Origin of the sequence: Maribacter spongiicola (genome assembly GCF_004364165.1) — a bacterium.
In the GTDB taxonomy this organism is placed as follows: Bacteria; Bacteroidota; Bacteroidia; order Flavobacteriales; family Flavobacteriaceae; genus Maribacter; species Maribacter spongiicola.
In genome coordinates this window covers 903,014-929,036 of the sequence record NZ_SOAY01000010.1, presented here as the reverse complement: position 1 = coordinate 929,036, position 26,023 = coordinate 903,014, and the positions used below count along the sequence as shown (strand labels likewise).

At 36.0% G+C, this 26,023-nt stretch carries 17 protein-coding genes and 1 tRNA gene; 8 read left to right on the top strand and 10 right to left on the bottom strand.

Annotation, left to right across the window (positions count from 1 at the left end; translation table 11 throughout):
- Positions 1–7: 7 nt before the first annotated feature.
- Positions 8–1,378, bottom strand: a complete 1,371-nt coding sequence (locus tag CLV90_RS04475; protein ID WP_133686298.1) for a c-type cytochrome — start codon at positions 1,376–1,378, stop codon at positions 8–10.
- Between the two features lie 231 nt (positions 1,379–1,609).
- Here CLV90_RS04475 and CLV90_RS04470 point away from each other — a divergent pair, with 231 nt between their 5' ends.
- Positions 1,610–1,981, top strand: coding sequence for an SPOR domain-containing protein (locus CLV90_RS04470; RefSeq protein ID WP_133686297.1), 372 nt, complete (start codon positions 1,610–1,612; stop codon positions 1,979–1,981).
- Between the two features lie 55 nt (positions 1,982–2,036).
- Here the strand turns inward: CLV90_RS04470 and infB are convergent, their stop codons facing one another.
- Genes infB through rimP form a run of 3 tightly spaced genes read right to left on the bottom strand, consistent with a single transcriptional unit; the run spans position 2,037 to position 6,653 of the window.
- Positions 2,037–4,904, bottom strand: coding sequence for a translation initiation factor IF-2 (gene infB / locus CLV90_RS04465; protein ID WP_133686296.1), 2,868 nt, complete (start codon positions 4,902–4,904; stop codon positions 2,037–2,039).
- Between the two features lie 42 nt (positions 4,905–4,946).
- Positions 4,947–6,179, bottom strand: coding sequence for a transcription termination factor NusA (nusA, locus tag CLV90_RS04460; RefSeq protein ID WP_133686295.1), 1,233 nt, complete (start codon positions 6,177–6,179; stop codon positions 4,947–4,949).
- A 12-nt stretch (positions 6,180–6,191) separates the two neighbouring features.
- A complete protein-coding gene (gene rimP, locus CLV90_RS04455; RefSeq protein WP_133686294.1) occupies positions 6,192–6,653 on the bottom strand; it encodes a ribosome assembly cofactor RimP in 462 nt (153 codons plus the stop codon).
- A gap of 219 nt (positions 6,654–6,872) precedes the next feature.
- Between rimP and CLV90_RS04450 the strand changes: the two genes are divergently transcribed.
- A complete protein-coding gene (locus tag CLV90_RS04450) occupies positions 6,873–8,198 on the top strand; it encodes a cation:proton antiporter domain-containing protein (protein WP_133686293.1) in 1,326 nt (441 codons plus the stop codon).
- A 43-nt stretch (positions 8,199–8,241) separates the two neighbouring features.
- Here CLV90_RS04450 and CLV90_RS04445 read toward each other — a convergent pair whose 3' ends face one another.
- Positions 8,242–8,574, bottom strand: a complete 333-nt coding sequence (locus CLV90_RS04445; protein WP_133686292.1) for a hypothetical protein — start codon at positions 8,572–8,574, stop codon at positions 8,242–8,244.
- Between the two features lie 252 nt (positions 8,575–8,826).
- Positions 8,827–8,897 (bottom strand) — tRNA-Gln (locus tag CLV90_RS04440).
- A gap of 167 nt (positions 8,898–9,064) precedes the next feature.
- On the opposite strand from CLV90_RS04440, the gene CLV90_RS04435 reads away from it, so the two are divergent.
- On the top strand, positions 9,065–12,388 hold the full coding sequence (locus CLV90_RS04435; RefSeq protein WP_133686291.1) for a glycosyltransferase family 117 protein: 3,324 nt from the start codon (positions 9,065–9,067) through the stop codon (positions 12,386–12,388).
- A gap of 82 nt (positions 12,389–12,470) precedes the next feature.
- On the opposite strand, the gene CLV90_RS04430 is transcribed toward CLV90_RS04435, so the two are convergent.
- The 3 genes from CLV90_RS04430 to CLV90_RS04420 form a co-directional block, all read right to left on the bottom strand.
- A complete protein-coding gene (locus CLV90_RS04430) occupies positions 12,471–12,767 on the bottom strand; it encodes a thioredoxin family protein (RefSeq protein ID WP_133686290.1) in 297 nt (98 codons plus the stop codon).
- Positions 12,768–12,859: 92 nt separating this feature from the next.
- The gene (locus tag CLV90_RS04425; RefSeq protein WP_133686289.1) at positions 12,860–14,089 is read right to left on the bottom strand and encodes a metallophosphoesterase; all 1,230 of its coding nucleotides are present in this window, start codon (positions 14,087–14,089) and stop codon (positions 12,860–12,862) included.
- 57 nt (positions 14,090–14,146) lie between these two features.
- Positions 14,147–14,869: a copper homeostasis protein CutC gene (locus CLV90_RS04420; RefSeq protein WP_133686288.1), complete on the bottom strand. Its 723-nt coding sequence runs from the start codon at positions 14,867–14,869 to the stop codon at positions 14,147–14,149.
- Positions 14,870–14,910: 41 nt separating this feature from the next.
- Between CLV90_RS04420 and CLV90_RS04415 the strand changes: the two genes are divergently transcribed.
- From CLV90_RS04415 to CLV90_RS04395, 5 genes are all read left to right on the top strand, one after another.
- Positions 14,911–15,897, top strand: a complete 987-nt coding sequence (locus CLV90_RS04415; RefSeq protein WP_133686287.1) for an isoaspartyl peptidase/L-asparaginase family protein — start codon at positions 14,911–14,913, stop codon at positions 15,895–15,897.
- Positions 15,898–15,999: 102 nt separating this feature from the next.
- Entirely contained in the window at positions 16,000–18,834 is a 2,835-nt protein-coding gene (polA, locus tag CLV90_RS04410) for a DNA polymerase I (RefSeq protein ID WP_133686286.1), read from the top strand.
- A 120-nt stretch (positions 18,835–18,954) separates the two neighbouring features.
- Positions 18,955–24,339, top strand: coding sequence for a thrombospondin type 3 repeat-containing protein (locus CLV90_RS04405; protein ID WP_133686285.1), 5,385 nt, complete (start codon positions 18,955–18,957; stop codon positions 24,337–24,339).
- Positions 24,336–25,010 carry a hypothetical protein gene (locus tag CLV90_RS04400; protein WP_133686284.1) on the top strand — a complete coding sequence of 225 codons (675 nt, stop codon included), beginning with the start codon at positions 24,336–24,338 and terminating at the stop codon, positions 25,008–25,010. Before CLV90_RS04405 ends, CLV90_RS04400 begins: the two co-directional genes overlap by 4 nt.
- 89 nt (positions 25,011–25,099) lie before the next feature.
- Complete coding sequence (locus CLV90_RS04395) at positions 25,100–25,411, top strand: T9SS type A sorting domain-containing protein (protein WP_133686283.1); 312 nt, start codon at positions 25,100–25,102, stop codon at positions 25,409–25,411.
- Between the two features lie 54 nt (positions 25,412–25,465).
- Here the strand turns inward: CLV90_RS04395 and CLV90_RS04390 are convergent, their stop codons facing one another.
- Positions 25,466–25,972, bottom strand: a complete 507-nt coding sequence (locus tag CLV90_RS04390; protein WP_133686282.1) for a hypothetical protein — start codon at positions 25,970–25,972, stop codon at positions 25,466–25,468.
- Between the last annotated feature and the right edge of the window lie 51 nt (positions 25,973–26,023).

The following is a 26,023-nucleotide window of genomic DNA, read 5'->3' as shown; positions in this document are numbered from 1 at the left end:
ATTATTATTAATAGTGACATTTACCACATTCCAGTCCACCCAATTGAGCAGCTGTTAAATTCTCTACACCGTACTTCTTAGATAGCTCAGCATGAATTTTTTCGTAATACTCATTACCCTCAACTTTCACGTTTGTTTCTCTATGACAGTCAATACACCACCCCATTGTTAATGGAGAGTACTGATACATAATTTCCATTTCCTCAACAGGACCATGACAAGTTTGACATTCAACACCCGCAACAGAAACGTGTTGAGAGTGATTGAAATAAGCAAAATCAGGTAGGTTATGAATTCTAACCCATTCTACAGGCTGACTTTCGCCAGTATATTTCTGACCTTCTTCATCCCAACCAACTGCTTTATATAATTTCTTAATCTCACCAGTGTAGAACTCATTTGTATAACCATTTTCTAAATCTTCTTGCGAAGGACCTTCTGGATTACCAGTATACTCATAAATTGATTTATGACAATTCATACATACGTTTAAAGACGGAATACCCGAATGCTTAGATACTCTTGCCGAAGAGTGACAGTACTTACACTCAATCTTATTATCACCGGCATGAATTTTATGCGAGTAATGTATTGGCTGAATAGGCGCGTAACCTTGATCAACACCAACTTGCATCATCCAACCATAAGCAAAATAAGCACTACCCAGCAATAAAACAATCGCGGTAACCAAAACCAAAAATTGATTTTGCGCAAAAGCTTTCCAAATTGGAGTTCTTTTCGCTGCTTTATCTTTCTCAACAATAATACCGTTTGCCTGAGCTATACGCTGTAGAGTTTTATTCACCAACAACAACATAACTACCAACAAACCAAATACAAGCACCAAAGCACCTAAAATAATCTCGTTAGAAACACCGGCAGAACCACCAGTTGCAGCAGCAGTCTGAACATCACCTGCAACAGCGGCAGGTGCAGCAGCTGGAGCAGCAGCGGTATACGCTAATATATCGTCAATATCACTATTAGTTAACGTTGGAAAAGCTGTCATTGCAGCCTGATTGTACTCTGCATAAATTTTGTTAGCATAAGCATCTCCTGATTTAATAACACCAGGACTATTCTTAATCCAAGCATACAACCATTCTTTACCTAAGCCTTCATCTTCACTTAGTCTACTTTCTACATTTTCCAATGCAGGCCCGGTCATCTTACGATTTAACGCATGACAGGCAGCACAGTTCTGATTGAACAAAGCTTTACCATTTTTAGCGTCTCCCGCATCAGCCGCTACCTCGGTAGTTGCAGCTTCGGAAGCAGGTTCATCCTGCGCTATTAACGGACTTACAAAAAGCAAAAATGCTATTAGGGATAAACCTAAAATTTTAGAAAACTGATTTCGGTTTGGAACCTTTTTCATATATCGAATATTTCTATCGGAATCTTGGCATGATTTTGGTCATAGATGAAACCAATTATAATCCACCAAATGCCTAAATCGAATACAAAAATACGACATAGACTTTATTCGCAAAATGTTAATGTATCTATAATTTACAATTTAGAAATATTCTAAATAGATCCTGATTTATTTGTTTGATCCTTAATAAATTACTTTTGTCAGTAACGGAAATAAAATTAAAAATAGGTTATGAAAATTCTAAGTACCATCGTAGTTTTTGCTTGTTTTGCTCACTTTAGCTATGCGCAAGGTGCAAATGTTAACATTGAACAAAACCCGAAAATTGACCAATTGCTAGAAATCTATAAATCTTCTCTAAGCAATAATGAATATTATAGAATACAGGTTGGTTTTGGAAACTACGCCAAAGCACAAACAATAAAAGCAAATGTAGAAGAGGATTTTCCTGATTTGTCTTCAAAAATAGATTTTGACTCACCAACATACCGAGTTAGAGTAGGTAGATTTACTTCGAAATTAGATGCCGAACGAAAGTTTAATGAAGTAAGAATAAAGTACCCGGATGCTATGTTATTAAAACCAAAAAAATCGACCAAATAGGTCGATTTTTTTTGCTTATTTTCAAAGTAATATAAAATATCAACTTTTTTAGAATCTATTTAGATTTCAACTTCTTTTTTACCGCAACTTCTTGGAAAGCTTCTACGATGTCACCTTCAACGATATCATTGTAATTCTTAATTTGAAGTCCACAGTCATATCCTTTTGCAACTTCCCTAACATCATCTTTGAATCGTTTCAACGAAGATAATGTACCAGTGTATATTACTACACCATCACGTATTAATCGAATATTAGAATTTCTAAAGATTTTACCACTAGTAACCATACAACCTGCAATGGTACCAATTTTAGAAATCTTGAATGTTTCTCTTATCTCAGCTGTACCAGAAATCTCTTCTTTCATTTCAGGAGACAACATTCCTTCCATCGCATCTTTAAGATCATTGATTGCAGCATATATAATAGAATACATACGGATATCAATTTCCTCTTTTTCAGCAATAGCTTTAGCATTACCCATTGGTCTTACATTAAAACCAATAATAACTGCGTCTGAAGCAGAAGCTAATAGCACATCTGATTCTGTAATAGGACCAACTGCTTTATGAATAATATTTACCTGAATTTCATCGGTAGATAATTTCTGGAAAGAATCTGTAAGCGCTTCAACCGAACCATCAACATCACCTTTAAGAATAATGTTAAGCTCTTTGAAATCACCCAAGGCAATTCTACGTCCGATTTCATCAAGTGTAATATGACGTTGTGTTCTTACAGATTGCTCACGCTGTAATTGAGATCTTCTTGAAGCAATTTGTTTTGCCTCACGTTCATCTTCTAATACATAGAACTTATCACCTGCTTGAGAAGCACCATCAAGACCTAATATTGATATCGGTGTAGACGGCCCGGCTTCTTTTACGATATTACCTCTTTCATCTTGCATTGCCTTAATCTTACCACTAGTGGTACCAGCCAATACATAATCTCCAATTTTAAGTGTTCCAGACTGTACTAAAACAGTAGAAACATATCCTTTACCTTTATCTAAGAAAGCTTCTACAACAGTACCTGTAGCTTTTTTATTAGGATTTGCTTTTAACTCTAACAATTCAGCTTCAAGCAATACTTTTTCTAATAACTCTTTTACACCCAAACCAGTTTTGGCAGAAATATCGTGCGATTGTATTTTACCTCCCCAATCTTCTACTAACAAGTTCATTTGAGCTAAACCTTCTTTAATCTTATCAGGGTTAGCAGTAGACTTATCAATTTTATTTATCGCAAATATAATTGGCACACCAGCAGCTTGTGCGTGGCTAATTGCCTCTTTCGTTTGCGGCATGATATCATCATCGGCAGCAACTACAATAATTGCAATATCGGTAACTTGAGCACCCCTAGCACGCATCGCGGTAAACGCCTCGTGACCTGGTGTATCTAAGAAAGCTATTCGCTCTCCTTTTTCTAAGGTAACCCCATATGCACCAATGTGTTGTGTAATACCACCACTTTCACCGGCAATAACGTTTTCTTTACGAATGTAATCCAATAAAGATGTTTTACCGTGATCCACGTGACCCATTACCGTTACAATAGGAGCTCTATGTTTTAAATCTTCAGGAGCATCTTTCTCTTCAACGATGCTTTCTTCGATATCTGCATTAACAAAATCCACCTCATACCCAAATTCTTCAGCAACGATTGACAATGTTTCTGCATCTAAACGCTGATTCATAGTTACCATGATACCTAAAGACATACATGCAGAAATAATCTCTGTAGTAGAAACACCCATCATAGTTGCAACTTCAGTTGCAGTAACAAACTCGGTAACTTTAAGAACCTTGTTCTCTAATTCCTGTTGCTCAAGATCTTTTTCCGTTTGCTCACGGTGCTGATCTCTTTTGCTTCTTCTATACTTAGCACCCTTCCCCTTCTTAGTCTTACCTTGAAGTTTCTCTAGGGTTTCACGTACCTGCTTTTGTACATCTTCTTCTGTAGGCTCAACCTTTGCAACTGGCGTAAATCTTCCTCTACCTTTATTTCTATCTCCCGCATTTCCAGAACGAGGAGCTGAACCAGAACCCGGACCTCTAGTTTGACCAGGACCTGAAGGATTCTTAGTTACAATTCTTCTACGTCTCTTTTTACGATCAATACCAGCTTTATCAGCCGGTTTCTTCTCTTCTTTCTTTTTCTTAGGCTTCTCAAACTTGCTAAGATCGATTTTCTCACCAGCAATTTTAGGACCAGTCAACTTCTGGTATTGGGTTTCTATAGTTTTCGGTGCTTCTGGTTCAGGAGCAACTTCTTCTACAGGCTCCTTAGGTTTTTCAGCATTAACCTCTACCTTTTTAACCTCTTCTGCCTTTGGCGCCTCTACTTTCGGAGTCTCAACTTTTGGTTGCTCTTTAGATACCTCAGGTTTCTTAACCCCTTGAGATATTATTTTTGGACCAGGCAAAACAACCTTTCGGGTTTCCTTAATCTCTACTGTAGGAGCTGTTTTTTCTTCAACCTTAGGCGTTGGCTTGACCTCTACTTTCGGATTTTCCTTAACAGGAGCTTCTTCAACCTTCTTCTTAGGATTCAGGTCAATTTTACCTACCATTTTAGGACCGGCAAGTTCAACTTTACCTACCAAAGTTTTGTCGTCAGTTTCAGGGTTTCTTCGCTCACGGGACAAGCGACGATCTTCTTGTTCTTTTTCTAATCGAACTCGAATTGCCTCTTTTTCCTTACGTTTCTCCTCACCAACTTCCTTTGATGCCACTTTTTTACTCTTATCCGTCTGGAATTCGTCAAGCAAAACCTGATAAACATCATCGGAAATTTTTGTGGTAGGCCTCGCTTCCACATCATGTCCTTTTCCGTTAAGAAAGTCCACTGCCCTATCCAAGGAAATATTAAGTTCACGAAGAACTTTATTAAGCCTTATTTTCGCATTGTCTGCCATAAATACTGATTCCCGTTCTTTTATTTAAGTGCTAATATATAGCTAATCTTCTAATTCTTCTTTTAGGATACGCACAACTTCTAAAATTGTTTCCTCTTCCAAATCTGTACGTTTCACCAAATCGGCAACATCTTGTTCTAAGACGCTACGAGCGGTATCAAAACCGATCTTCTTAAATTCTTCAATAATCCAAGCATCGATTTCATCTGAGAATTCTGTTAATTCAACATCTTCCTCTACTCCTTCGCGGAATACATCTATCTCATAACCAGTCAATTGACCGGCTAATCTAATATTATGTCCACCTCTACCAATTGCCTTAGATACCTCCTCAGGCTTTAAGTAAACTTGCGCCGTTTTCTTCTCTTCGTTTAACTTAACAGAAGAAACTCTTGCCGGACTCAATGCTCTGGTCACTAACAATTGTGGGTTAGCAGTCCAATTTATAACATCGATATTTTCATTACCTAATTCACGAACAATACCGTGAATTCTTGAACCTTTCATACCCACACAGGCACCAACAGGATCAATACGATCATCATAAGAGTCTACAGCAACCTTAGCCTTTTCACCTGGTATTCTTACTACTTTCTTAACAGTAATTAAACCATCGAACACCTCTGGAATTTCTTGAAAGAATAATTGCTCCAAAAATTTAGGTGAACTTCTAGACATTATAATGGTAGGTTTTGCACCTTTCAATTCTACACTTTCAATAATACCTCTTACATTATCTCCTTTTCTGAAAAAATCAGAAGGTATTTGTCTGTCTTTTGGTAAAATAATCTCATTACCCTCGTCATCTAACAAAATAATCGCCTTATGACGAATATGATGCACCTCTGCCGTATAAATCTCGCCCTCTAAATCTTTAAAGTGCTTATATATAGTTGTATTATCATGCTCATGAATCTTAGAAATAAGATTTTGACGTAAAGCTAAAATAGCCCTTCTTCCAAGATCGATCAATTTAACCTCTTCAGACACATCTTCACCAACTTCAAAATCTGGCTCAATTTTACGAGCTGCAGACAATGAAATTTCTTCATTTGGCTCTTCGACCTCACCATCGTTAACAACAATTCGGTTTCTCCAAATTTCTAAATCCCCTTTATCCGGGTTGATAATTATATCGAAGTTATCATCTGAACCAAACTTCTTTTTCAGCGCATTTCTAAAAACATCTTCTAAAATGGCCATCAATGTTACCCTGTCTATGAACTTATCGTCCTTAAACTCTGAGAAAGATTCAATTAACGCAATATTCTCCATTGGTAATTACAATTAAAATTTTAATACAACTTTCGCTTTAATAATATCTGAAAAATTTACTTCTTCTTTTTTCTGAACAGTCACCTTACCTTTTCCTATAGGTTTGGGCTCTCTAGCCTTCCACTCTAAAACAATAGAGTTATCTTTTATTTCTTTCAATACTCCCTCAAACTTATTATCGTTCGTACGAACTTCAAGCTTTCTGCCAATATTTTTTAAATATTGACGCGGCATAACCAATGGTGCTGCTGCACCAGCGGAGGCTACCTCAAGAGAAAAATCGTGTTCTTCACGATCTATATTATTTTCAATAGCCCTACTTATTTTTATACAATCGTTAACCGTAACCCCCTGGTCACCGTCTATAACAACATGAATGCTATTATCAGCACCCATTGTGAATTCGATTAAAAATAGGGAGGGATCTTCTTGAAGACCTTGTTCCAATAATTCTTTTACTTTTTCCTTTAGCATAAATAATAAGTAATAAAAGAGGGGACTAATTGTCCCCTCATGAATACTTTTATATCCTTTCAGCTTTGCAAATATACAACAATTTTAATTTCCTACAATAGCCTATTTACACCTAATTCATTCACTATTAAAAGAATCAAATAAAATAGCAGTAAAAGAAAAATCTACCTCTTTTAAAAATTATCTTATTTTTATCTAAACACCGACCAAAAAAAATTAATGGAAATTCTTTCACCTTACAACCTTATCATAGGAGCATCTTTAATTGTTGTACTTTCTTTTTTCTTTAACGGCATCTCTAAAAAAACTAATATACCAGCTGTACTCATGCTTATCGTCTTGGGTATTCTTATTAAAATAGGACTTGAATTTTTTATCCCAGACATACCAGATTTTAAAGGTTCATTAGAAATTCTTGGCACCGTAGGTTTAATAATGATTGTTTTAGAAGCCGCATTAGAATTGGAATTGAAGAAAGAAAAACTTTGGCCAATTTTAAAATCTATGGCAATTGCACTAATTGGTCTAGTTGGCTCTGCTTATGTCGCCGCTTTAATTCTAAATCAATTTATACCCAACATGACCATGCAATCTGCATGGCTATATGCCACCCCGCTTTCTATTCTATCTAGTGCTATAATTATACCTAGTGTAGGCGGACTAAGCGAAGAGAAAAAAGAATTCCATATTTACGAGAGTACCTTTTCTGACATTATGGGCATAATGATGTTTTACTTTTTGACAGGCAAATTGAACCCTGCAGAAGACACTGGTGCAGCTGGTTTCGGAATCAATATAATTATAACCATTGTAATCGCCTTGGTCGCCAGTTACGCTATCATACTCGTTTTTCAACGTATTAAAAGCCAAGCCAAGCTATTCTTACTTATCTCTGTATTACTACTTCTTTATGCAATTGGAAAGAAAATGCACTTATCCTCTTTAATCATCATTCTAGTTTTTGGTTTAATTGTAAAAAATGTAAATCTATTCTTCCCCGGAAAAACTAAAATATTTTTAGAGAAAGAACGGATGCAACAAATCTATCATGAACTACATATTGTTACCCTAGAAACAGCATTTGTAGTACGCACTTTCTTCTTTGTTATTTTTGGAATTACTATAGTATTGTCATCATTACTTAGCATAAACGTAGCAATTGTCAGCCTACTGATTATAGCCTCTATCTACATTATACGCTTTTTAATACTTATTGCTTTTGTTGGCAAGGATATACTTCCGCAATTATTTATAGCACCAAGAGGATTAATAACGGTATTATTATTCTACGCAATACCAATGGAAGCACAAATTAAAGGGTTTGACTCAGGCATTTTATTATTTGTAATTATTGCCACAAGCTTAGTTATGACATGGGCAATGATTCGCGATAAAGGTAAAATGGGCACTATGCTAGATGAAATTGACGAAGAGATTGCAGAAAGAAATTTAGCTGAAGATGCAATTAGACATTTGGAAAGCGAAGAACTTATCGAACCTAAAAATGACGCACCTGAGCAAATAAGCCCTGAAGACACTTACTAAATCGGATTAAAAATCTTACTTAATCGCAGTAACACAAAAAGGATTATTGAGGCAAAAATGAAGCATGCACTTCAACTTGTTCGCTGTACGCCTGTGGCTCTAAATCACCTAAACTATCTACTTCTTTACGAAAACGAAGTATCATAAGAGTATCTAACTGTTGATCAATACTATCTTTTAGTATTCTCCAGTTAGTAGAATTCATTTTGTTATTGTACTCCATAATCTTATTAAAACGATCTAAATTATAGCGATTTGCCTTATAGGCATGGGCAGTACTTTCTTCGTGTTTTAAATCCTGCATATAGAATCCGATTCCAAATCCAAGCAAAACAACGATTAATAAAATCTTTAAAACTTTTGGAGAGAGTTTCATAGGGTTAAGTTATTTAGGGTACCAAAGTAAATAATAACATAATCGAAATGGTTTCTTTTCCGATGAATTTGTAACGTTATCGGTTTAAATGTACAAAAATACTTACACACAATTAACCATTTCTTCACATTAAGTCTTTGAGTGTGTACGAATGGTAAAGAACTACCATTAAAAAGTCTTTTAAATTGATATAGGTCATAAAAACAAAAATCCCGATATCAAATGATATCAGGATTTTCTTTGTTCTCTTAGTTGGCCCACAAGGACTCGAACCTTGAATGACGGTACCAAAAACCGAAGTGTTACCATTACACCATGGGCCAATACCTTTTTAAGAGGCTGCAAATTTAAAACAAAGTTTTGTTTCACCAAACATTTTTTAAGGTAAAATGAAAAAAATCTTCTTCACCCATGTTAAAGGTTTATAAAAATAGTTCATTCCTTTCTATATTAATTAGTAAATTCGCCACTTAGGTTTAACCCAAGCTTCATGTTTTCAAAGAACTACCACAAGTGGGACACTATATTAGGATGGTCCGTATTTTTCATAGCACTTATTACATATTATATTACCGTTGAACCCACCAATAGTTTTTGGGATGCAGGCGAGTATATAGCAACAGCTGCCAAGCTTCAAGTGGGTCACCCACCAGGGGCACCTTTACTACAAATGATAGGCGCATTCTTTGCAATGTTCGCTTTAGAACCTAGTCAGGTTGCCAAAATGGTCAATCTTGTGTCTGGCGTTTCAAGTGCATTTACAATATTATTTATGTTCTGGACGATTACCAACATCACCAGAAAATTAATTGATAAAGATGGTCCGTTTACCAACAGTAAGGCAATCGCCGTATTTGGTAGCGCATTAGTTGGATCATTAGCTTTTACATTCTCAGATAGTTTTTGGTTCAATGCCGTAGAGACAGAAGTATATGCCACGGCAAGTTTAATAATGGCTTTATTACTTTGGATGGGCTTAAAATGGACCGATAATCTAGATGATCCTCGAGGTAACAAATGGATTGTATTAATCTCTTTTGTTGTAGGTCTTACTTTCGGTATCCAATTTATGGGCTTTTTGGCTATACCATCAATCGGATTACTTTACTACTTTAAAACTTATAAAAAGACAACAGTAAAGAACTTTTTACTAGCGAATATTACTGTTATTGCAATTTTAATGTTGGTCTATAAATTCTCACTTACCTATATTCTTCAACTTTTCGGTTGGGGAGAGGTATTCTTCATTAATAGTATTGGACTACCATTTAACTCTGGATCTATTATAATTGGACTATTATTCATAGCTACTTTTTACTTCGCTTTAAACTATACACGAAAAAACGATTACAGAACCGGTAATACCATTGTTTTATGTTTGATGTTTTTATTCTTAGGTTTTTCGTCTTGGTTAATGCTACCGATTAGGGCAAATGCCAAGGTTGTTATCAATGAGAACAATCCAGAAGATGCACGTGCACTTTTAGCTTATTATAATAGAGAGCAATACCCGGGTGTTGACAGCCCAGTATACGGCACATATTATTCAGACATGTTTGCCGAAGCAGGTGAAAATCAAGACGGTAAGCCAAAGTATGAGAAAGATTACACACTCGGCAAATATATTATTGTAAACAAATATGTTGATGCCGTTCAAGGACCTAACCCTAAACACCAAGGTTTATTACCTAGAATGTGGAGTTCGCAAAATGCGGAGAACTACATGCGCTATTTTGGTGCTTTAGATTTTAAAATTACCCAGCCTAACCAAGAATTGAGACAAGCTGCAGAACAAGTAAAAATAGGTTTTGCAAATGGAGAAATAGGTGCAGATCAATACATAAGCTTTTTAAAACGTTTTGATGAATATATAGAAGTACAGCCACCAACTTTATGGGACAACGTAAAATATATGGTAGAGTTTCAATTCAACTATATGTACATGCGTTACTTTATGTGGAATTTTGTTGGTAAGCAAAATGATGTTCAAGGTCGCTATAATAAAAATGGAAACTGGCTAAGCGGCATAAATGCTATTGACAGTATGAGATTAGGTAGCCAGGACAACTTACCAAGCGACATACAAAACAACCCAGGCAGAAATACCTATTTTTTCTTACCCTTAATATTAGGTGTCATCGGTATTGTTTTTCAAATATCAAAAGACAAAAAGCAATTTTGGGTATTGTTGATATTCTTCTTATTTACAGGACTTGCAATTCAGTTTTACACCAACCCGGGTATTTTTCAACCTCGCGAGCGTGATTATTCATTAGTGGGATCGTTCTACATATTTGCTCTTTGGATAGGTATAGGAGTTTACGGACTTTACGATAGTTTTAAAGATTGGATTACCCCTAAAATATTGGCTCCGGCAGTAGTTGCTATTACCCTATTAGCTGTACCCACGGTAATGGCGGTTCAAAACTGGGACGACCATGATCGATCTGGCAGATTCACTGCAAATTCATCTGCAAAAGCATATTTAGACTCTTGCCAAGAAGATGCAGGCGCTATCTTATTTACCATTGGTGATAATGATACTTTCCCTATTTGGTACGCACAAGAAATTGAAAACTACAGAACAGATGTAAGAATAGTATGTACCAGTCTTTTTGAAACAGATTGGTATGTAGATCAAATGAAGGTTGCGGCATATGAAAGTGCGCCGATACCTTCACAAATTTCGCATGTAAAATATAGATGGGGTTCCAGAGACGTACTGTATCACCAAGGTATTACTGAAAACAGATGGCCAATTAAAGATTTTATTAACTGGATCGATAGTGACAAACCTAGAACAAAATACAAATATCTGCTTGAGCAGAATGGTGCCGATTTAAGTCAGTATCCAGAAGAGATTCAAAATATGGTCTACTACCCTACCAATAAAATTAGGGTGCCTGTAAACAAACAAAATGTTTTAAGCAGCGGATTGGTGAAAGAAAAAGACGCCGACCTAATAGTAGAGTACATAGATATTGAGCTACCAGGCGCAATTACGAAAAAGAGTATGATGATGCTTGACATTCTTGCGAACAACGACTGGAAACGTCCTCTATACTTCTCAGGTGGTAGTTTTGATGATGCTGAATATCTTTGGATGAAAGATTACCTTCAACTAGATGGTTTAGCCTATAAATTAGTGCCTATTCGTACAGAAAGACCAAACGCTTTTGAACTTGGCCGTATAGATACCGATTTAATGTACGACATCGTAAAAGGATGGGATTGGGGTAACGCTGGCGGCGATATTTACCACGATACACAAACACGTATACAGAGCGTGTCTTTCAGAGGCAACTTGGCTCGTTTAACAGAACAATTAATCAAAGAAAATAAAATCGACAAGGCTAAAGATATTATTGAAATATCATTAACCAATATGCCGGTAGATAAATTCGGATACTACACTTTAATAGAACCATTTATAGATGGTTATTACAAGGTTGGTGAAAGTCAAAAAGCACGTGCATTGTTCGAAAAACTTAAAGAGAAGTATCAAGAACGATTAGAATATTATGCTTCTACAAGTTTAGATGAACAATACAGCAATATTGATGATATTATTGCCGACATGGAAGCTTACAGACGTAACATAGATATCATTATTACAAATGATAGCGAAGATATGGCAGAGAAAGAAACCTTGATTTTCAATGAGTACATCGATAAATTTCAACACTTCTATAAAGACGAAGATGATATGGGTTTGCCACAAGATGCATTAGAGGCTGATCCAGACATGATGGACACTATGCCGATATCTGATTCTATTTTACCTGATAATACCAAAACAGACATCATAGAATAAAAGTCGTAATTTAAAATAAGGCACAAGAAAAAGCTTTGAGTTTGCACTCAAAGCTTTTTTTATTTTAAATGAAAACTGAAATTTAGATGTATTCTTTAAGAATACCAATAAGTGTATTGGCGTCTTGTTCGCCACTTTGGCGCCATACCATTTCACCTTTTTTGTAAATTATAAGCGTAGGCAGACCTTTAACTCTCAAAGCTTGAGAAAGCTCTTTATTCTTGTCCACATCAATCTTAATCACCTTACCTCTATCACCCAAAGCTGCAGCCACATCTCTTAGTACTGGATGCATTGCAGTCGACTGTTCGTTCCACTCTGCATAAAAATCCAGAAGAACGGGTACCTTTAAATCTATTAGCTCACCAAATTTGGACATATAAAATGCTTTTCTATGTTAGCCAAATGTAATAAAAATTGTTAAAATACTAGTCTTAGCATTCCAATTGTAACCCTCTTAAAGGGTTAAAATCATGTTAACCCCTTTTTCTTGAGTGTTATTACGGTGATTTCAGGCCAAATCCCTACTCTACCTGGGTATCCTAAAAATCCGAAACCTCTGTTTACATTAATGAATTGACCCATCTCTTTATAGATACCTGCCCAATAGGGATATCTCCATTTTACAGGGCTCCATTTAATCCATCCAGGTATTTCAATACCAAATTGCATACCGTGGGTATGGCCGCTCAAGGTTAAATGATAATGATAAGCATCTTGAATCACCTCCATTTCCCAGTGCGATGGATCATGGCTCATTAATATTTTAAAATCATCGGCATTAATTTGAGAAGCTGCTTTTTTAAGATCACCCGCTTTTTTGAATCCGCCTTTACCCCAATTCTCCACTCCTACCAATGCAATTTTATCATCACCTTTTTGAAGGTATCTATGCTCATTGAGCAAAAGATCAAATCCCATTTTCTTTTGCAGTGTTTTTAAGTCTTCTAAATTCTGATGTTTTAGTTCTTCCGTATCCCAAGGGATATAATCACCGTAATCATGATTACCCAAAACTGAAAATTTACCATCTTTAGCGTGAAGGGTGCTAAACAGGTCTGCCCACGGTTCCATTTCAGAAGTCATATTATTTACCATATCACCCGTAAACAAAAGCACATCACTTTCTTGCTTATTAATAAGATCTACCGCGTATTCTATCTTTTTTCGATCATCGAAACTACCACTATGTATGTCAGATATTTGTGTAATCTGATATCCATCAAAACCATCGGGCAAATCATCGAACTCTAAATCATAGCGTAATACTTTAAAATTATATTTCCCTTTGTACATACCATATAACAACGCACAAAAAGGAACAGCTGCAATACCAAGGGCAAGTAAGCTTAAAAATCGTCTTCGCGTAGGTAATCCGAATTGTTTTTGTTCTCCATATAATTTCTGATACAACCCTGAGATAAGACGATACATATCTTCAGAAAACAAGAATATAATAGTGATAATATTAAAAGTCAGCATGGTCAATAAAAACCCGAAAGCATAACTTTTAGAGATACTTAAAACACGCCCTGTTTCTTCACCAATAGAGAATTGATATATAAAATTGATCATGACAACCAGAGAGATTGCAATATAGATCCAAGACCACCACGGTTGCTTGGTAATTGTTTTTAATGCTTGCAGCACATAAAAGCTTAAAGCAACATAAGCTATAACGAAAATAAACCAACGGATCATGAAATAATTTTTTACAAAGATATCTGTATAACAGCGGTATGCGTGCTCATTTGCATTTTATTTAACCTTAGCAACAACCGCTTTAATATTTTCTAATTGCGTGACTGCAATATGATCATTACTTAAAAAATTCTCTGAATTCATAGAGATGCCAGGCTTTTGAGTTAACGTTTGAATCATAGCTGTGCCAGATAAATGAACCGCACTAAAACCCATTTCTTTAAAACTGGCAACATTGCTGGCATTTACACCTGACCCAGGCATAATTTGAATAGACTTGGTTTTACTTTTTAATTCCGATAAAAAATCAATACCTAGCGGAGCAGATTTCTGTTGACCAGATGATAATATATAATCTACTTGCATTGCTTCAAGTTGATCTAATGCTTCCGACGGATTTTTGATCCAATCAAACGCTCTATGAAAAGTGAATTTTAAATTGCCAGCCGCAGTCTTCAGCTTTTGTGTCTGTGCAACATCCAACGAAAAATCATTTAAAAGAACTCCCGATACAATTCCGTCAAAACCTAATTCGACGCATAATTTAATATCAGCAAGCATAATATTCAATTCATCAGCCGTATAAGTGAAATCTCCGCTACGTGGTCTAATTAACACATGAACCGGAATAGCTACTTGTTCTTTCACAGCTTTTAACAATCCGTAAGAAGGTGTCAATCCCCCAACTGCCAGTTCTGAACATAACTCAATACGGTCTGCTCCAGCCAGTTCCGCAACCAAGGCAGATTCTAAAGAATTAGCACAAACTTCTACTATCATATTCCTATATTTAAGGTCATTAAAAGTAAAGAACCAAACCCATGAAAAGAAGAAAGTTTCTAAGAAATTCTAGTACTGCGGCTGCAGGAATAGTATCGGCAACATTATTAGCTTCATTTAAAAATGAAACTACAGATAAAGTAAGCAACAAAGCTGGAATTATACCGATAGCAATTTGCACATGGGATTTTGGAAATGCAACGGCTAAAGCATGGGAAGTTTTAGAAAAAGGTGGCAATGCGCTAGATGCAGTTCACCAAGGTGTTATGGTCGAAGAAAACGACTTAAACAACAGCACAGTTGGTAATGGAGGCAGACCAGACAGAGATGGAAATATCACATTAGACGCCTGTATTATGGACAAAGATGGCAATTGTGGCGCTGTACTTGCCATGCAAAATATAGCAAACCCAATTTCGGTTGCCAGAAAAGTGATGGAAGAGACTCCCCATGTAATGCTTGCTGGCAAAGGAGCAGAACAATTTGCATATGAGCAAGGTTTTGAAAAGACAAATCTGTCAACTGAAGAATCGAAACAAGCTTGGGAAGAGTGGAAAAAAACATCGCAGTATAAGCCTATTATAAATATTGAAAATCATGATACTATTGGTATGTTAGCAATTGATGCAGATGGCGATATTGCAGGTGCATGTACTACTAGCGGAATGGCTTATAAAATGGCAGGTCGAGTTGGTGATTCGCCTATTATCGGTGCCGGACTTTTCGTTGATAACGAAGTTGGCGGAGCTACCGCAACTGGTGTTGGAGAAGAAGTGGTCAGAACCGTTGGTAGTTTCTTGATCGTAGAATTAATGCGCCAAGGAAAATCACCACAAGAGGCATGCGAAGAAGGTGTAAAACGCATTATCGCAAAAAATAAGGATAAGCAAGATTTTCAAATCGGTTTTATCGCTATTAATAAAAAAGGAGAAACTGGCGGCTACTGTATTCACCCAGGCTTTACCTATAGAACGTATACTAAAGAAGGTCATGTAAACAATCCTTCAGATAGTTATTTGAACAAATAACTTATCAACACAGCTCTATAAATTGACGAAGCAATAGGGCAATCTCCCTTAATGTTTCCGTATCAATTTGTACTTTTAACCTTTTACAATCAATACTCAAAAATGGCAGATCAAAAAAGACTCTTTTTGCTAGATGCATACGCACTAATATTTCGTGGTTACTACGCACTTATAAAAAACCCTAGAATAAATTCTCAAGGCATGGATACCTCAGCGATTATGGGGTTCATGAATTCTTTATTCGATGTTATTCGTCGTGAAAAACCCGACCATTTAGCCGTTTGTTTTGATAAAGGAGGTAGTGCAGAACGTACTGATCTCTTCCCAGAATATAAAGCCAACAGATCCGAAACTCCCGATGCCATTCGTATAGCGATACCTTATATACAAGAAATTCTTAAGGCGATGCATATTCCCGTAGTTGTAAAAGAAGGGTGGGAGGCAGATGATATCATTGGTACGTTAGCTAAACAAGCAGAAAAAGAAGAATACAAAGTCTTTATGGTTACGCCAGATAAGGATTTTGGACAGTTAGTTTCTGAAAACATATTTATGTATCGCCCAGCAAGAATGGGTAACGGCATTGAAATATGGGGAATTCCTGAAATTCAAAAACGTTTTGGAGTACAAAGACCAGAACAGGTTATTGATTACCTAGGTATGATGGGTGATGCCAGTGATAACATCCCTGGCTTGCCAGGCGTTGGTGACAAAACTGCTAAGAAATTCATTGAGCAGTTTGATTCTATGGAAGGACTTTTGGCTAATACCGATAAGCTAAAAGGTAAAATGAAAGAGAAAGTAGAAGCCAATGGTGAACTTGGTTTACTTTCTAAAAAATTAGCGACAATTTGTTTAGATGTTGACGTTACTTTTAATGCCAGCGATTATGAAATGTCTGAACCAAATGCAGAAGAGGTTCAGAAAATTTTCGAAGAGCTTGAGTTTAGAAGATTAAAAGACCAGTTTATAAAATTATTTTCTGCGGAAGTTGAAGAATCCTCAGCACAAACCCAAAGTGCACCTGTGGCAAAAAAAGAAATTCAAGATGCAGGATCAGGGCAATTTTCATTATTTGGAAGTCCCGCAGATTCTGGCGCAACTGTAAAAGATTTTTCAAGCAGAAAGACGATTGCAGATGTTGCGCATTCCTACCAAAGTGTTGCTCCTGGTATGGCAATGAAGTTATTCTTAAAAAGTTTAATGCAGCAAACTTCGGTTTGTTTTGATACAGAAACCACAGGTTTAGATCCATTAACAGCAGAATTAGTTGGTATTGCTTTCTCTTGGGAAGCAACAAAAGGATATTACATTCCCTTTACGGACAATAAAGAAGAAGTACAGGCACTTTTAGAAGAATTACGCCCTTTCTTTGAAGCTGAAGTAATCGAAAAAATAGGTCAAAACCTTAAGTACGATATTAAGGTATTGGATAAGTACAATATTGATGTAAAAGGACCTTTGTTCGATACCATGCTGGCACATTATCTAATTAATCCGGATATGCGTCATAATATGGATGTATTAGCGGAGACGTACTTAAACTACACTCCCGTTTCAATCACAGAACTTATTGGTAAAAAAGGAAAGAATCAATTAAGCATGCGCGATGTTCCGTTAGAAAAACAAACGGAATATGCGGTTGAAGATGCTGACATTACCTATCAACTTGCGCAACATTTTAGACCAGAATTAAAAGAAGCCAATACAGAAAAATTATTTCAAGAAATTGAAATTCCATTATTACGTGTATTGGCAGACATGGAGCTAGAAGGTATCAATTTAGACAAAGAATTCTTGAATTCACTTTCAGAAGATTTAAACAATGATATCGCCAATCTAGAAAAGAAAATATACGAAGTTGCCGGTGAGGAATTTAATATAGGCTCCCCTAAACAATTAGGCGAAATTCTATTTGACAAACTTAAATTAGTTGACAAGCCTAAAAAGACAAAAACAGGTCAGTACTCCACCGCAGAAGATGTGTTATCGTATTTGGCAAAAGACCATGAAATTATTCAGAATGTATTAGACTATAGAGGTCTTGCTAAATTAAAGAGCACGTATGTAGATGCATTACCTGAACAGGTAGAACCATCTACAGGCAGAGTTCATACAGATTATATGCAAACTGTAGCTGCAACAGGTCGGTTAAGTAGTAATAATCCGAATTTACAGAACATACCCATTAGAACAGAACGCGGTAGACAAGTAAGAAAAGCGTTTGTACCAAGAGATGAGAACTACACTTTATTAGCAGCAGATTACTCTCAAATAGAGCTACGTATTATTGCTGCGTTAAGTGAAGAAACCACCATGATAGAAGCTTTTAAAAATGGTGAGGATATTCACGCCTCTACGGCTTCAAAAGTATTTAATGTGCCTTTGGAAGAAGTAACTAGAGAGCAGCGTAGCAATGCGAAAACTGTAAACTTCGGTATCATCTATGGTGTATCTGCATTTGGATTAAGTAACCAAACGGACTTATCAAGAAAAGAAGCAAAAGAACTGATAGACACCTATTACAAGACCTACCCGAAGCTAAGGAATTACATGAGCGAGCAAGTAGATTTTGCACGTGACAATGGCTATGTATCTACCGTTTTAGGAAGAAGAAGATATCTAAAAGACATTAACGGTAGTAATGCCATAGTTCGTGGAGCTGCAGAGCGGAATGCCGTAAACGCACCTATACAAGGTAGCGCTGCAGATATCATAAAAATCGCCATGATAAATATTCACAACAAACTAGAAAAAGGTAATTACAAATCTAAAATGTTATTACAAGTTCATGATGAATTGGTATTCGATATTTACAAGCCAGAATTAGAAGAATTACAAACCCTCATTAAATCTGAAATGGAAAATGCGTATAAAATTGCAGTTCCTTTAGATGTTGAGGTTGGCTTGGGTGAGAATTGGCTGGTTGCGCATTAATTCTCATTATTGTACTATTTAAACCACACTTTGTAAGAAACAATTGTAGTATTTCGACGAAAATATTCTGTTAACAAAACGCTAATATTTATATTAGTGTTTTGCTAACCACATTTTACTATGATTAAAAACTACACTAAGCTGCTATTGGCAGTTTTCTTTTTGTCTTCAATACAACTTTATTCTCAAGGAAGCGCAGCTTCTGATCGTGAAGCTTTAATCGCTTTGTACAATTCCACTGATGGGGATAATTGGACTAATTCATGGGACCTTAGTGCTGATATGAATACATGGTACGGTATTACAGTAAACGGAAGTGGAAGGGTTATATCGATTAACATGTATCAAAATAATCTCACAGGCACTGTACCACCAGAAATAAGCAATCTAACAGAACTAACAGGACTATCGCTGAGAGCACAAAATCTTACAGGAACAGTATTAGACAAGGTTACAGGTCTAACTAAACTAAGTTATTTAGATTTTGCTTTTAACAATTTAGAAGGAACAATACCAGAAAGCATATCAAACCTTACTTCTTTAAAAAATTTTTTCCTGGACTACAATGAATTTTCAGGTGAGATTCCTATTTCACTAGCGACACTAACAAATCTCGAAAGATTAAATCTAGGCGGTAATAACCTAACAGGAAGTGTACCAAATGAAATTTTTGAAAATCTTTCAGATTTAATTGAACTTGAGATATTTAATAATGATTTAACAGGATTGATAAATCCAACGGTGGTTAATTTGCCTTTACTAAAGAGTTTAAACATTAGCGCCAATGGATTTACTGGGACTTTCCCATCTTTTATTACTCAACTTACGACTCTCGAGACTGTCTCTTTGTCAACGAATTTTTTTTCAGGACCTATTCCACAGAATATTAGCAACTTAACTGAACTAAAAAACTTATACCTAAGTAAAAACAATTTCACAGGAACTATCCCTATTGAAATAACGACATTACAATTACTTGAGAGGTTAAATTTAAGCTCAAATCAATTCACAGGAACATTACCTACCCAAATAGAAAATCTCGAAAACCTTTTACAACTACAACTATATTCAAATCAATTTTCTGGACCGTTACCAACTTCGGTATGCAACTTAGCTAACTTAAGCATGTTGTTATTGAACGACAATGATTTCACTGGGAGCATTCCTGAATGTTACGGTAATTTCAGCTCTATACAAAGATTAGAATTACAAAAAAATAACCTTACAGGGATTTTACCAGAAAGTTTAGAAAATTCAACCACATTGTCTTCTTTTAACATTCAAGAAAATAATTTTGTTTTTGAGGATTTAGAGAATCTAGTTTTAAACATCGGACAATTCCGCTATTATCCTCAACAAGATATAGAAGTAAGTGAAAATGTAACACTTAACGAAAACACAACTTTCACAGCTAGTATTCAAGCCACAAATAGCTCAAACAATACGTATCAATGGCGTAAGAATGGAAACAATATTATTAACGAAACCAACTCAACCCTTACAATATCAAATATAACACCTGAAGATGGCGGATACTATGATTGTTTAATAGAAAATACAAATGTCCCTAATTTAACATTAAAGAGAAATGTTGTTTCATTGACAGTTACCCCATCCCTAAATAATGATTCGGATGATGACGGAATAACAAATGAAAACGACAATTGCCCAAATACCCCTACAGGTCAAACTGTAGACGAAAATGGCTGCTCTCAAGATCAATTAGATGACGACAATGACGGAGTAAACAACACTAATGACAATTGCCCAAACACACCAACTGGCGAAACCGTTGACACCAATGGTTGTTCACAAAGCGAATTAGATGATGATAATGATGGCGTAACAAATAACAATGACAATTGCCCCAACACTCCTTCTGGAAGCACAGTTGATGCACAAGGTTGTATTATAAGTACAACTCAAATTAATTCACTTGATAATTTTAGTTTTGAAGACTGGTCAGGAAATCCTGAAACACCAGATAGCTGGGACGTACTTAGAGCCAACAGTTTTTCAAAGTCAACTGATGCTACCGAGGGAGATTATTCCATTGAACTAAACTTAAATGATGAATTCTTACCATTCGATGCTACTGAATTAGAAGCTTATACAACACTTCGGGTAGAAACCAATTCCACAATTACATTTGACTACAAAATAGAACAGGGGTCTAATATTACTGGCTTCCTATATGTTTATAGTGATTACCTAGGAAACTTCAACGTGTTTGTAGATTCAGAAGCTATCAATTTAAATAATGATGGAAATTGGCATACTACCTTGTTTGATTTCACAACCAATAATGAAGATGTAGAATACCTTATCTCCTTATCCTTTAGAGCAGATACTTCGCCAACTAATATTATAAAAATAGACAACTTCAAGGTGCTTACAGACCCTGTCCCAGATGCTGATAACGATGGAGTTGCAGATAGCGATGATTTGTGCCCTAACACATCTTCAACCGCAATAGCAGTAGATAAAAATGGCTGCGAAGCAGTAATTACCGCTGCAAACCTCTTAGAAAATCCAAGCTTTGAATTCTGGACAGATAATGGATTTGGAAATATAATAGATTGGGGGCGTATACTAACTGGACCTTTCGGACGACAAGCAGACTCAAGTGACGATCTTGAATATAGTATTCAACTTACTACTGGCAATTCAGACAATATTTGTGGTGTTTTTCAAGATGAAATTTCTTTATATGAAGGTATAACATATCAGTTTTCCATAGACTACAAAGTAATTTCAGGCACATTCAATAAAATTGAGTTTGATTTAACAGATGGTATATTTAATACTATCGAGTCCTTATCTACAACAACTGTTGGAACAGGCTGGTCAACTTTTACAGTCAATTATACACCAGAAGATTTTTTTGATTTAACCCTGTACATACAAGCTTATTCTGATTTAACCGATGCGGAAATTATATTTGACAATTCATCTATAAAGGCAATCAGTAAGGATAACCAAATATTAGACTCCGATAATGATGGGGTAAATAATATTGATGATAAATGTCCAAATACTCCACCAGGTGGAACAGTAGATTTAAATGGCTGTGCGACTACTTCTGGCAATGATGCTGATAATGACGGTATTGATGATTTGAACGACACCTGCTCAAATACACCTGATGGAGAAACCGTAAATTCATCAGGGTGTTCAGCTAGCCAATTGGATGATGACAGTGATGGAGTATCCAATAACATAGATCAATGCCCAAACACGCCAATCGGCAACAATGTGGATGCTCAAGGCTGCCCAATAACAATTCCAGGACAAATCAATTTTCTACAAAACTTCAGTTTTGAAGACTGGTCAGATAATCCGCTAGCACCAGATAACTGGACCATAAATAATGCGAACAGTATTAATAGAAATACAGAAGCTACTGATGGCAGTTATTCACTTGAATTAGATTTGAATAATTCATTACAATTCAAGACAGAACTTCTTAATCAAAGTACAGTTCAATTAGCTCCAAACACTACATACACTTATGCTTTTGATTATAAAGTAGAAAGAGGAACCAATGTAAGCGCTAATATTGAAGTGACTAAAGATGGTAGTTCTTTTAGTCCTCGAATAGCTCAAGATTTTGTGCCATTTAATGATGATGGCAATTGGCATACTGCGTCATTCGAATTCGAAACAAATGATATCGATGAAGAACATTTTTTCAAATTACTATTTAGAGCGAATACCACTATAACTGGTATTGTCTCTATAGATAACATGCGAGTTTTAGGAGATGCATTACCTGATGCTGACAATGATGGTGTACTAGATAGTAATGATCAATGCCCTAACACCTCACCAAATGCACTAGTAGTTGATGAAGCTGGCTGTGAAGTTACAATAGATGGTTCAAATCTAATAGAAGACCCTAGTTTTGAAGATTGGTCTTATGGAGGCGGCGCTAATTTGGCAAAATGGGGTATTTATATCCAATTAGGGAGCTGGGTAAAAAACACAGACATTAGTGACAATCTACAATATAGTGTGGAGTTAATTACAGGTGGTACTTCATCAAATTCAATATTCCAAAACGAGTTGCAATTCTACAAAGGTGTAGAATATATAATTTCAATCGACTATAAAGTTCTAGAAGGCACTTTCACCACTTTACAACTTGAGTTGACAGATGCCGGTGTATTTGGTGAGATTGTTGCAGAATTCACTACTACACCAAGTCAATCAGGTTGGCAAACGTTTTCAACAACTTTTACACCAACATCCAACGAAATGTTAGATTTAGGTATTAGAGTTGAATCTGGTCAAACCGGAGACAGAATTTTATTAGACAATACCGTAATTAGAGCAAATGTTACTGCCGTTGGAGATGATGATAATGACGGAATACCCAACACTAATGACGATTGTCCGAATACTCCAGCAGGAGACACCGTTGATGAAAATGGATGTACAGTGACCACAGTAACAGATTCAGACAATGATGGTGTTGCAGATGCTGATGACGATTGCCCGAATACTCCAACAGGAGATATAGTTGATGAAAATGGCTGTACAGTAACCACAATATCAGATTCAGACAACGACGGTGTAGCAGATGCAGATGACGATTGCCCAAACACTCCAAACGGAGATACAGTTGACGCAAATGGCTGCACAGTAACCACAGTAACAGATTCAGACAACGACGGAGTAGCAGATACAAATGATGATTGCCCTAACACCCCAGCAGGTGAGACGGTAGGCACTAACGGATGTACGATTTTTGAAAATACACTCCCAGATATTTCAAACGACGGCATAAAAGTAAAAGTAACAAGCACCAGTTGTCCAGCAACTGCAAACGGTGAAATCTCTGTTTCCTTTAATGAAGATTACAACTACACAGTTCAAATTACAGGACTCTTATTGGACAATACTTTTGATAATATTAACGCTACAAATGGTATAGTAAGATCTGATCTTTCTTCTGGTTCGTATACGGTATGCATAACCATACCTGAATACCCAAGTTATGAGCAATGCTTTAATGTAACAATAGAAACACCCGAAGAATTTATTTCTGGTAAAACAGTAATAGACTATACCGCTAAAAAAGCAAGTGTTGTGGTTTCCGGAAGTAAGAATTATCAAGTTTTAGTGAATGATAAGGTATATTCCTTTGAAGTGGACAATATAGCGAATCAGCAATTATCATTTCCGCTTGATAAAGGAGCTAATGTTATTTCTATAGAAACCGATAAAATTTGCCAAGGTGTTTTTACTGATAATGTGGTTATCAGTAATGCTATTTTAACCCCAAACCCAGTGGCTGATATGTTACAAGTTGAAGGTTTAAATATGATCACTAGCGCTCAAATTATAATATCTAATGTAAGTGGAGTAACAACATTACAAGAGAGCCGACAGATAAGTAACGGCACGTTAGAAATGAATATTTCTAACCTTTCTCCTGGAATCTATATGTTAACAATTGTAGGTGGAGATAAAGAAATCAATTTAAAATTTGTAAAAAAATGAGATTAGCTATAAGATTAATTTTAATGGGATTACTTGTTACCGCTTGCGGCGGCAAGGATGACAACAATAATAATCCGCCAGAGGAAACAGAAAAAGAACTGGGCGCATTCAATCTTGAATTTCCTGAGAATAATTTAATATGCACTGAAGGAGAAGACAATGGTACCGACGGGGTAAGTATAGAATTTCAATGGACGGGGTCTACGAATGCTACATCATATGAAATAAAAATCACCAATCAAGAAACCAATTCTACAGACACAAGAACCGTAACCACAACATCCCTTGCCGTAGGTTTGCCTAAAGGCACCCAGTTTTCATGGGTAGTAACCGCTATTTTGGGTTCAAAAACTCTGGTGAGTGATTCTTGGAACTTTTATTCAGAAGGTACGAGTACAGAGAACTTTGCCCCTTTCCCTGCAGAAATTAGTGTTTCAGATAATGGTAACGGTACCGTAAGCGTTTCTTGGATAGGTGAAGATTTAGATGACAATTTAGAAAATTATGATGTATATATTGGATCGGGCGAAACTTTAGAATTGATATTAGAAAATACAACATTGCTAAACACCACCTATAATATTACAGCTGGTCAACAGTATGCAATTAAAGTTATTTCAAAAGACAGTAATAACAATTCATCTACCAGCGAAACATCTTTTTCTTTTTAGAAAGTTAAAGTTTATTTAAAGAAAGACGAAAAGGTATTTTATAAACGTTAGCATATAGCGTACTTCTACTATGAGGTACACTATATTTTATGAAACGCATTTTTCTCATCTTACTTTTCATCATTTGTAGCGCAACAACTTTGTGCGCCCAAAATGCAGAAAGTACTATAAAAGTGTTTCCTAACCCTGCAACGAATGTTATTAATGTCTTAGGACTCAAAAATGATTCGAATGCGGCTATAAGCATCAGAGATAGCTACGGAACCCAAATTATCTTTCACCAATGGGACATTAAAAGAAACTCCCTTAACATTCCCGTTTTCAATCTTGAGAAGGGTATATACATGATTTCGATACAATCTGAACATCAAAATGTAAAAGCTAAATTCATCAAGGAATAAAAAACCCTCACAATAAACGCAAGGGTCAATTCTTTAAATATCATTTCAGCTCTTTTATCGCTTCACAAAAATTAATTGTCCGTCTTCCGAAAAATTAGGAATATCAAGATCACTTGCGTCAACTGTCATTACATTACCTTCTATAGTGACACCAATAGCTAACTCTTCACCATCCTCATCTATGGTTGTTACGGTTTCACCATCAAAAGTATAGACACTAGCGTTCGTATCAAATTCTGTTGGGCAAGGAACATCCAATCCAGTAGCAGTTGCGTTAACCTCTATATAATTTGCAGAATTAGAAGCACTAGCTGTTAAGTCTTCATTAAACTGTAAAGTAATAATGAAGCAATTTTCTTCTGTTAGAAAATCTAGAATCTGTTTTAAAAATTTAGCATCGTCACTTGCTGTTTCATTATCTATTATAAGTTCAGTGGCATCCCAGGTGCCAATAATTGCCGTGCTTTTAACTTCAGCTTCATCTTGGGTTTCATCCTTGTCAGAACTACAGGACATAAGTGTTAACACTACCCATGCAATAAGTAAAATATGCTTATACATTTTTTTAGTTTTTTGGTTGTACACCCATAAAAACGAAAAAATCAACTAATT

Bases quoted from the DNA above. Each gene is read 5' to 3' on its own strand.
- polA (WP_133686286.1), top strand. From the start codon at position 16,000: ATGGCAGATCAAAAAAGACTCTTTTTGCTAGATGCATACGCACTAATA.
- CLV90_RS04475 (WP_133686298.1), bottom strand. From the start codon at position 1,378: ATGAAAAAGGTTCCAAACCGAAATCAGTTTTCTAAAATTTTAGGTTTA.
- rimP (WP_133686294.1), bottom strand. From the start codon at position 6,653: ATGCTAAAGGAAAAAGTAAAAGAATTATTGGAACAAGGTCTTCAAGAA.
- CLV90_RS04415 (WP_133686287.1), top strand. From the start codon at position 14,911: ATGAAAAGAAGAAAGTTTCTAAGAAATTCTAGTACTGCGGCTGCAGGA.
- nusA (WP_133686295.1), bottom strand. From the start codon at position 6,179: ATGGAGAATATTGCGTTAATTGAATCTTTCTCAGAGTTTAAGGACGAT.
- CLV90_RS04430 (WP_133686290.1), bottom strand. From the start codon at position 12,767: ATGTCCAAATTTGGTGAGCTAATAGATTTAAAGGTACCCGTTCTTCTG.
- CLV90_RS04425 (WP_133686289.1), bottom strand. From the start codon at position 14,089: ATGATCCGTTGGTTTATTTTCGTTATAGCTTATGTTGCTTTAAGCTTT.
- CLV90_RS04405 (WP_133686285.1), top strand. From the start codon at position 18,955: ATGATTAAAAACTACACTAAGCTGCTATTGGCAGTTTTCTTTTTGTCT.
- infB (WP_133686296.1), bottom strand. From the start codon at position 4,904: ATGGCAGACAATGCGAAAATAAGGCTTAATAAAGTTCTTCGTGAACTT.
- CLV90_RS04390 (WP_133686282.1), bottom strand. From the start codon at position 25,972: ATGTATAAGCATATTTTACTTATTGCATGGGTAGTGTTAACACTTATG.
- CLV90_RS04445 (WP_133686292.1), bottom strand. From the start codon at position 8,574: ATGAAACTCTCTCCAAAAGTTTTAAAGATTTTATTAATCGTTGTTTTG.
- CLV90_RS04420 (WP_133686288.1), bottom strand. From the start codon at position 14,869: ATGATAGTAGAAGTTTGTGCTAATTCTTTAGAATCTGCCTTGGTTGCG.
- CLV90_RS04395 (WP_133686283.1), top strand. From the start codon at position 25,100: ATGAAACGCATTTTTCTCATCTTACTTTTCATCATTTGTAGCGCAACA.
- CLV90_RS04435 (WP_133686291.1), top strand. From the start codon at position 9,065: ATGTTTTCAAAGAACTACCACAAGTGGGACACTATATTAGGATGGTCC.
- CLV90_RS04450 (WP_133686293.1), top strand. From the start codon at position 6,873: ATGGAAATTCTTTCACCTTACAACCTTATCATAGGAGCATCTTTAATT.
- CLV90_RS04400 (WP_133686284.1), top strand. From the start codon at position 24,336: ATGAGATTAGCTATAAGATTAATTTTAATGGGATTACTTGTTACCGCT.
- CLV90_RS04470 (WP_133686297.1), top strand. From the start codon at position 1,610: ATGAAAATTCTAAGTACCATCGTAGTTTTTGCTTGTTTTGCTCACTTT.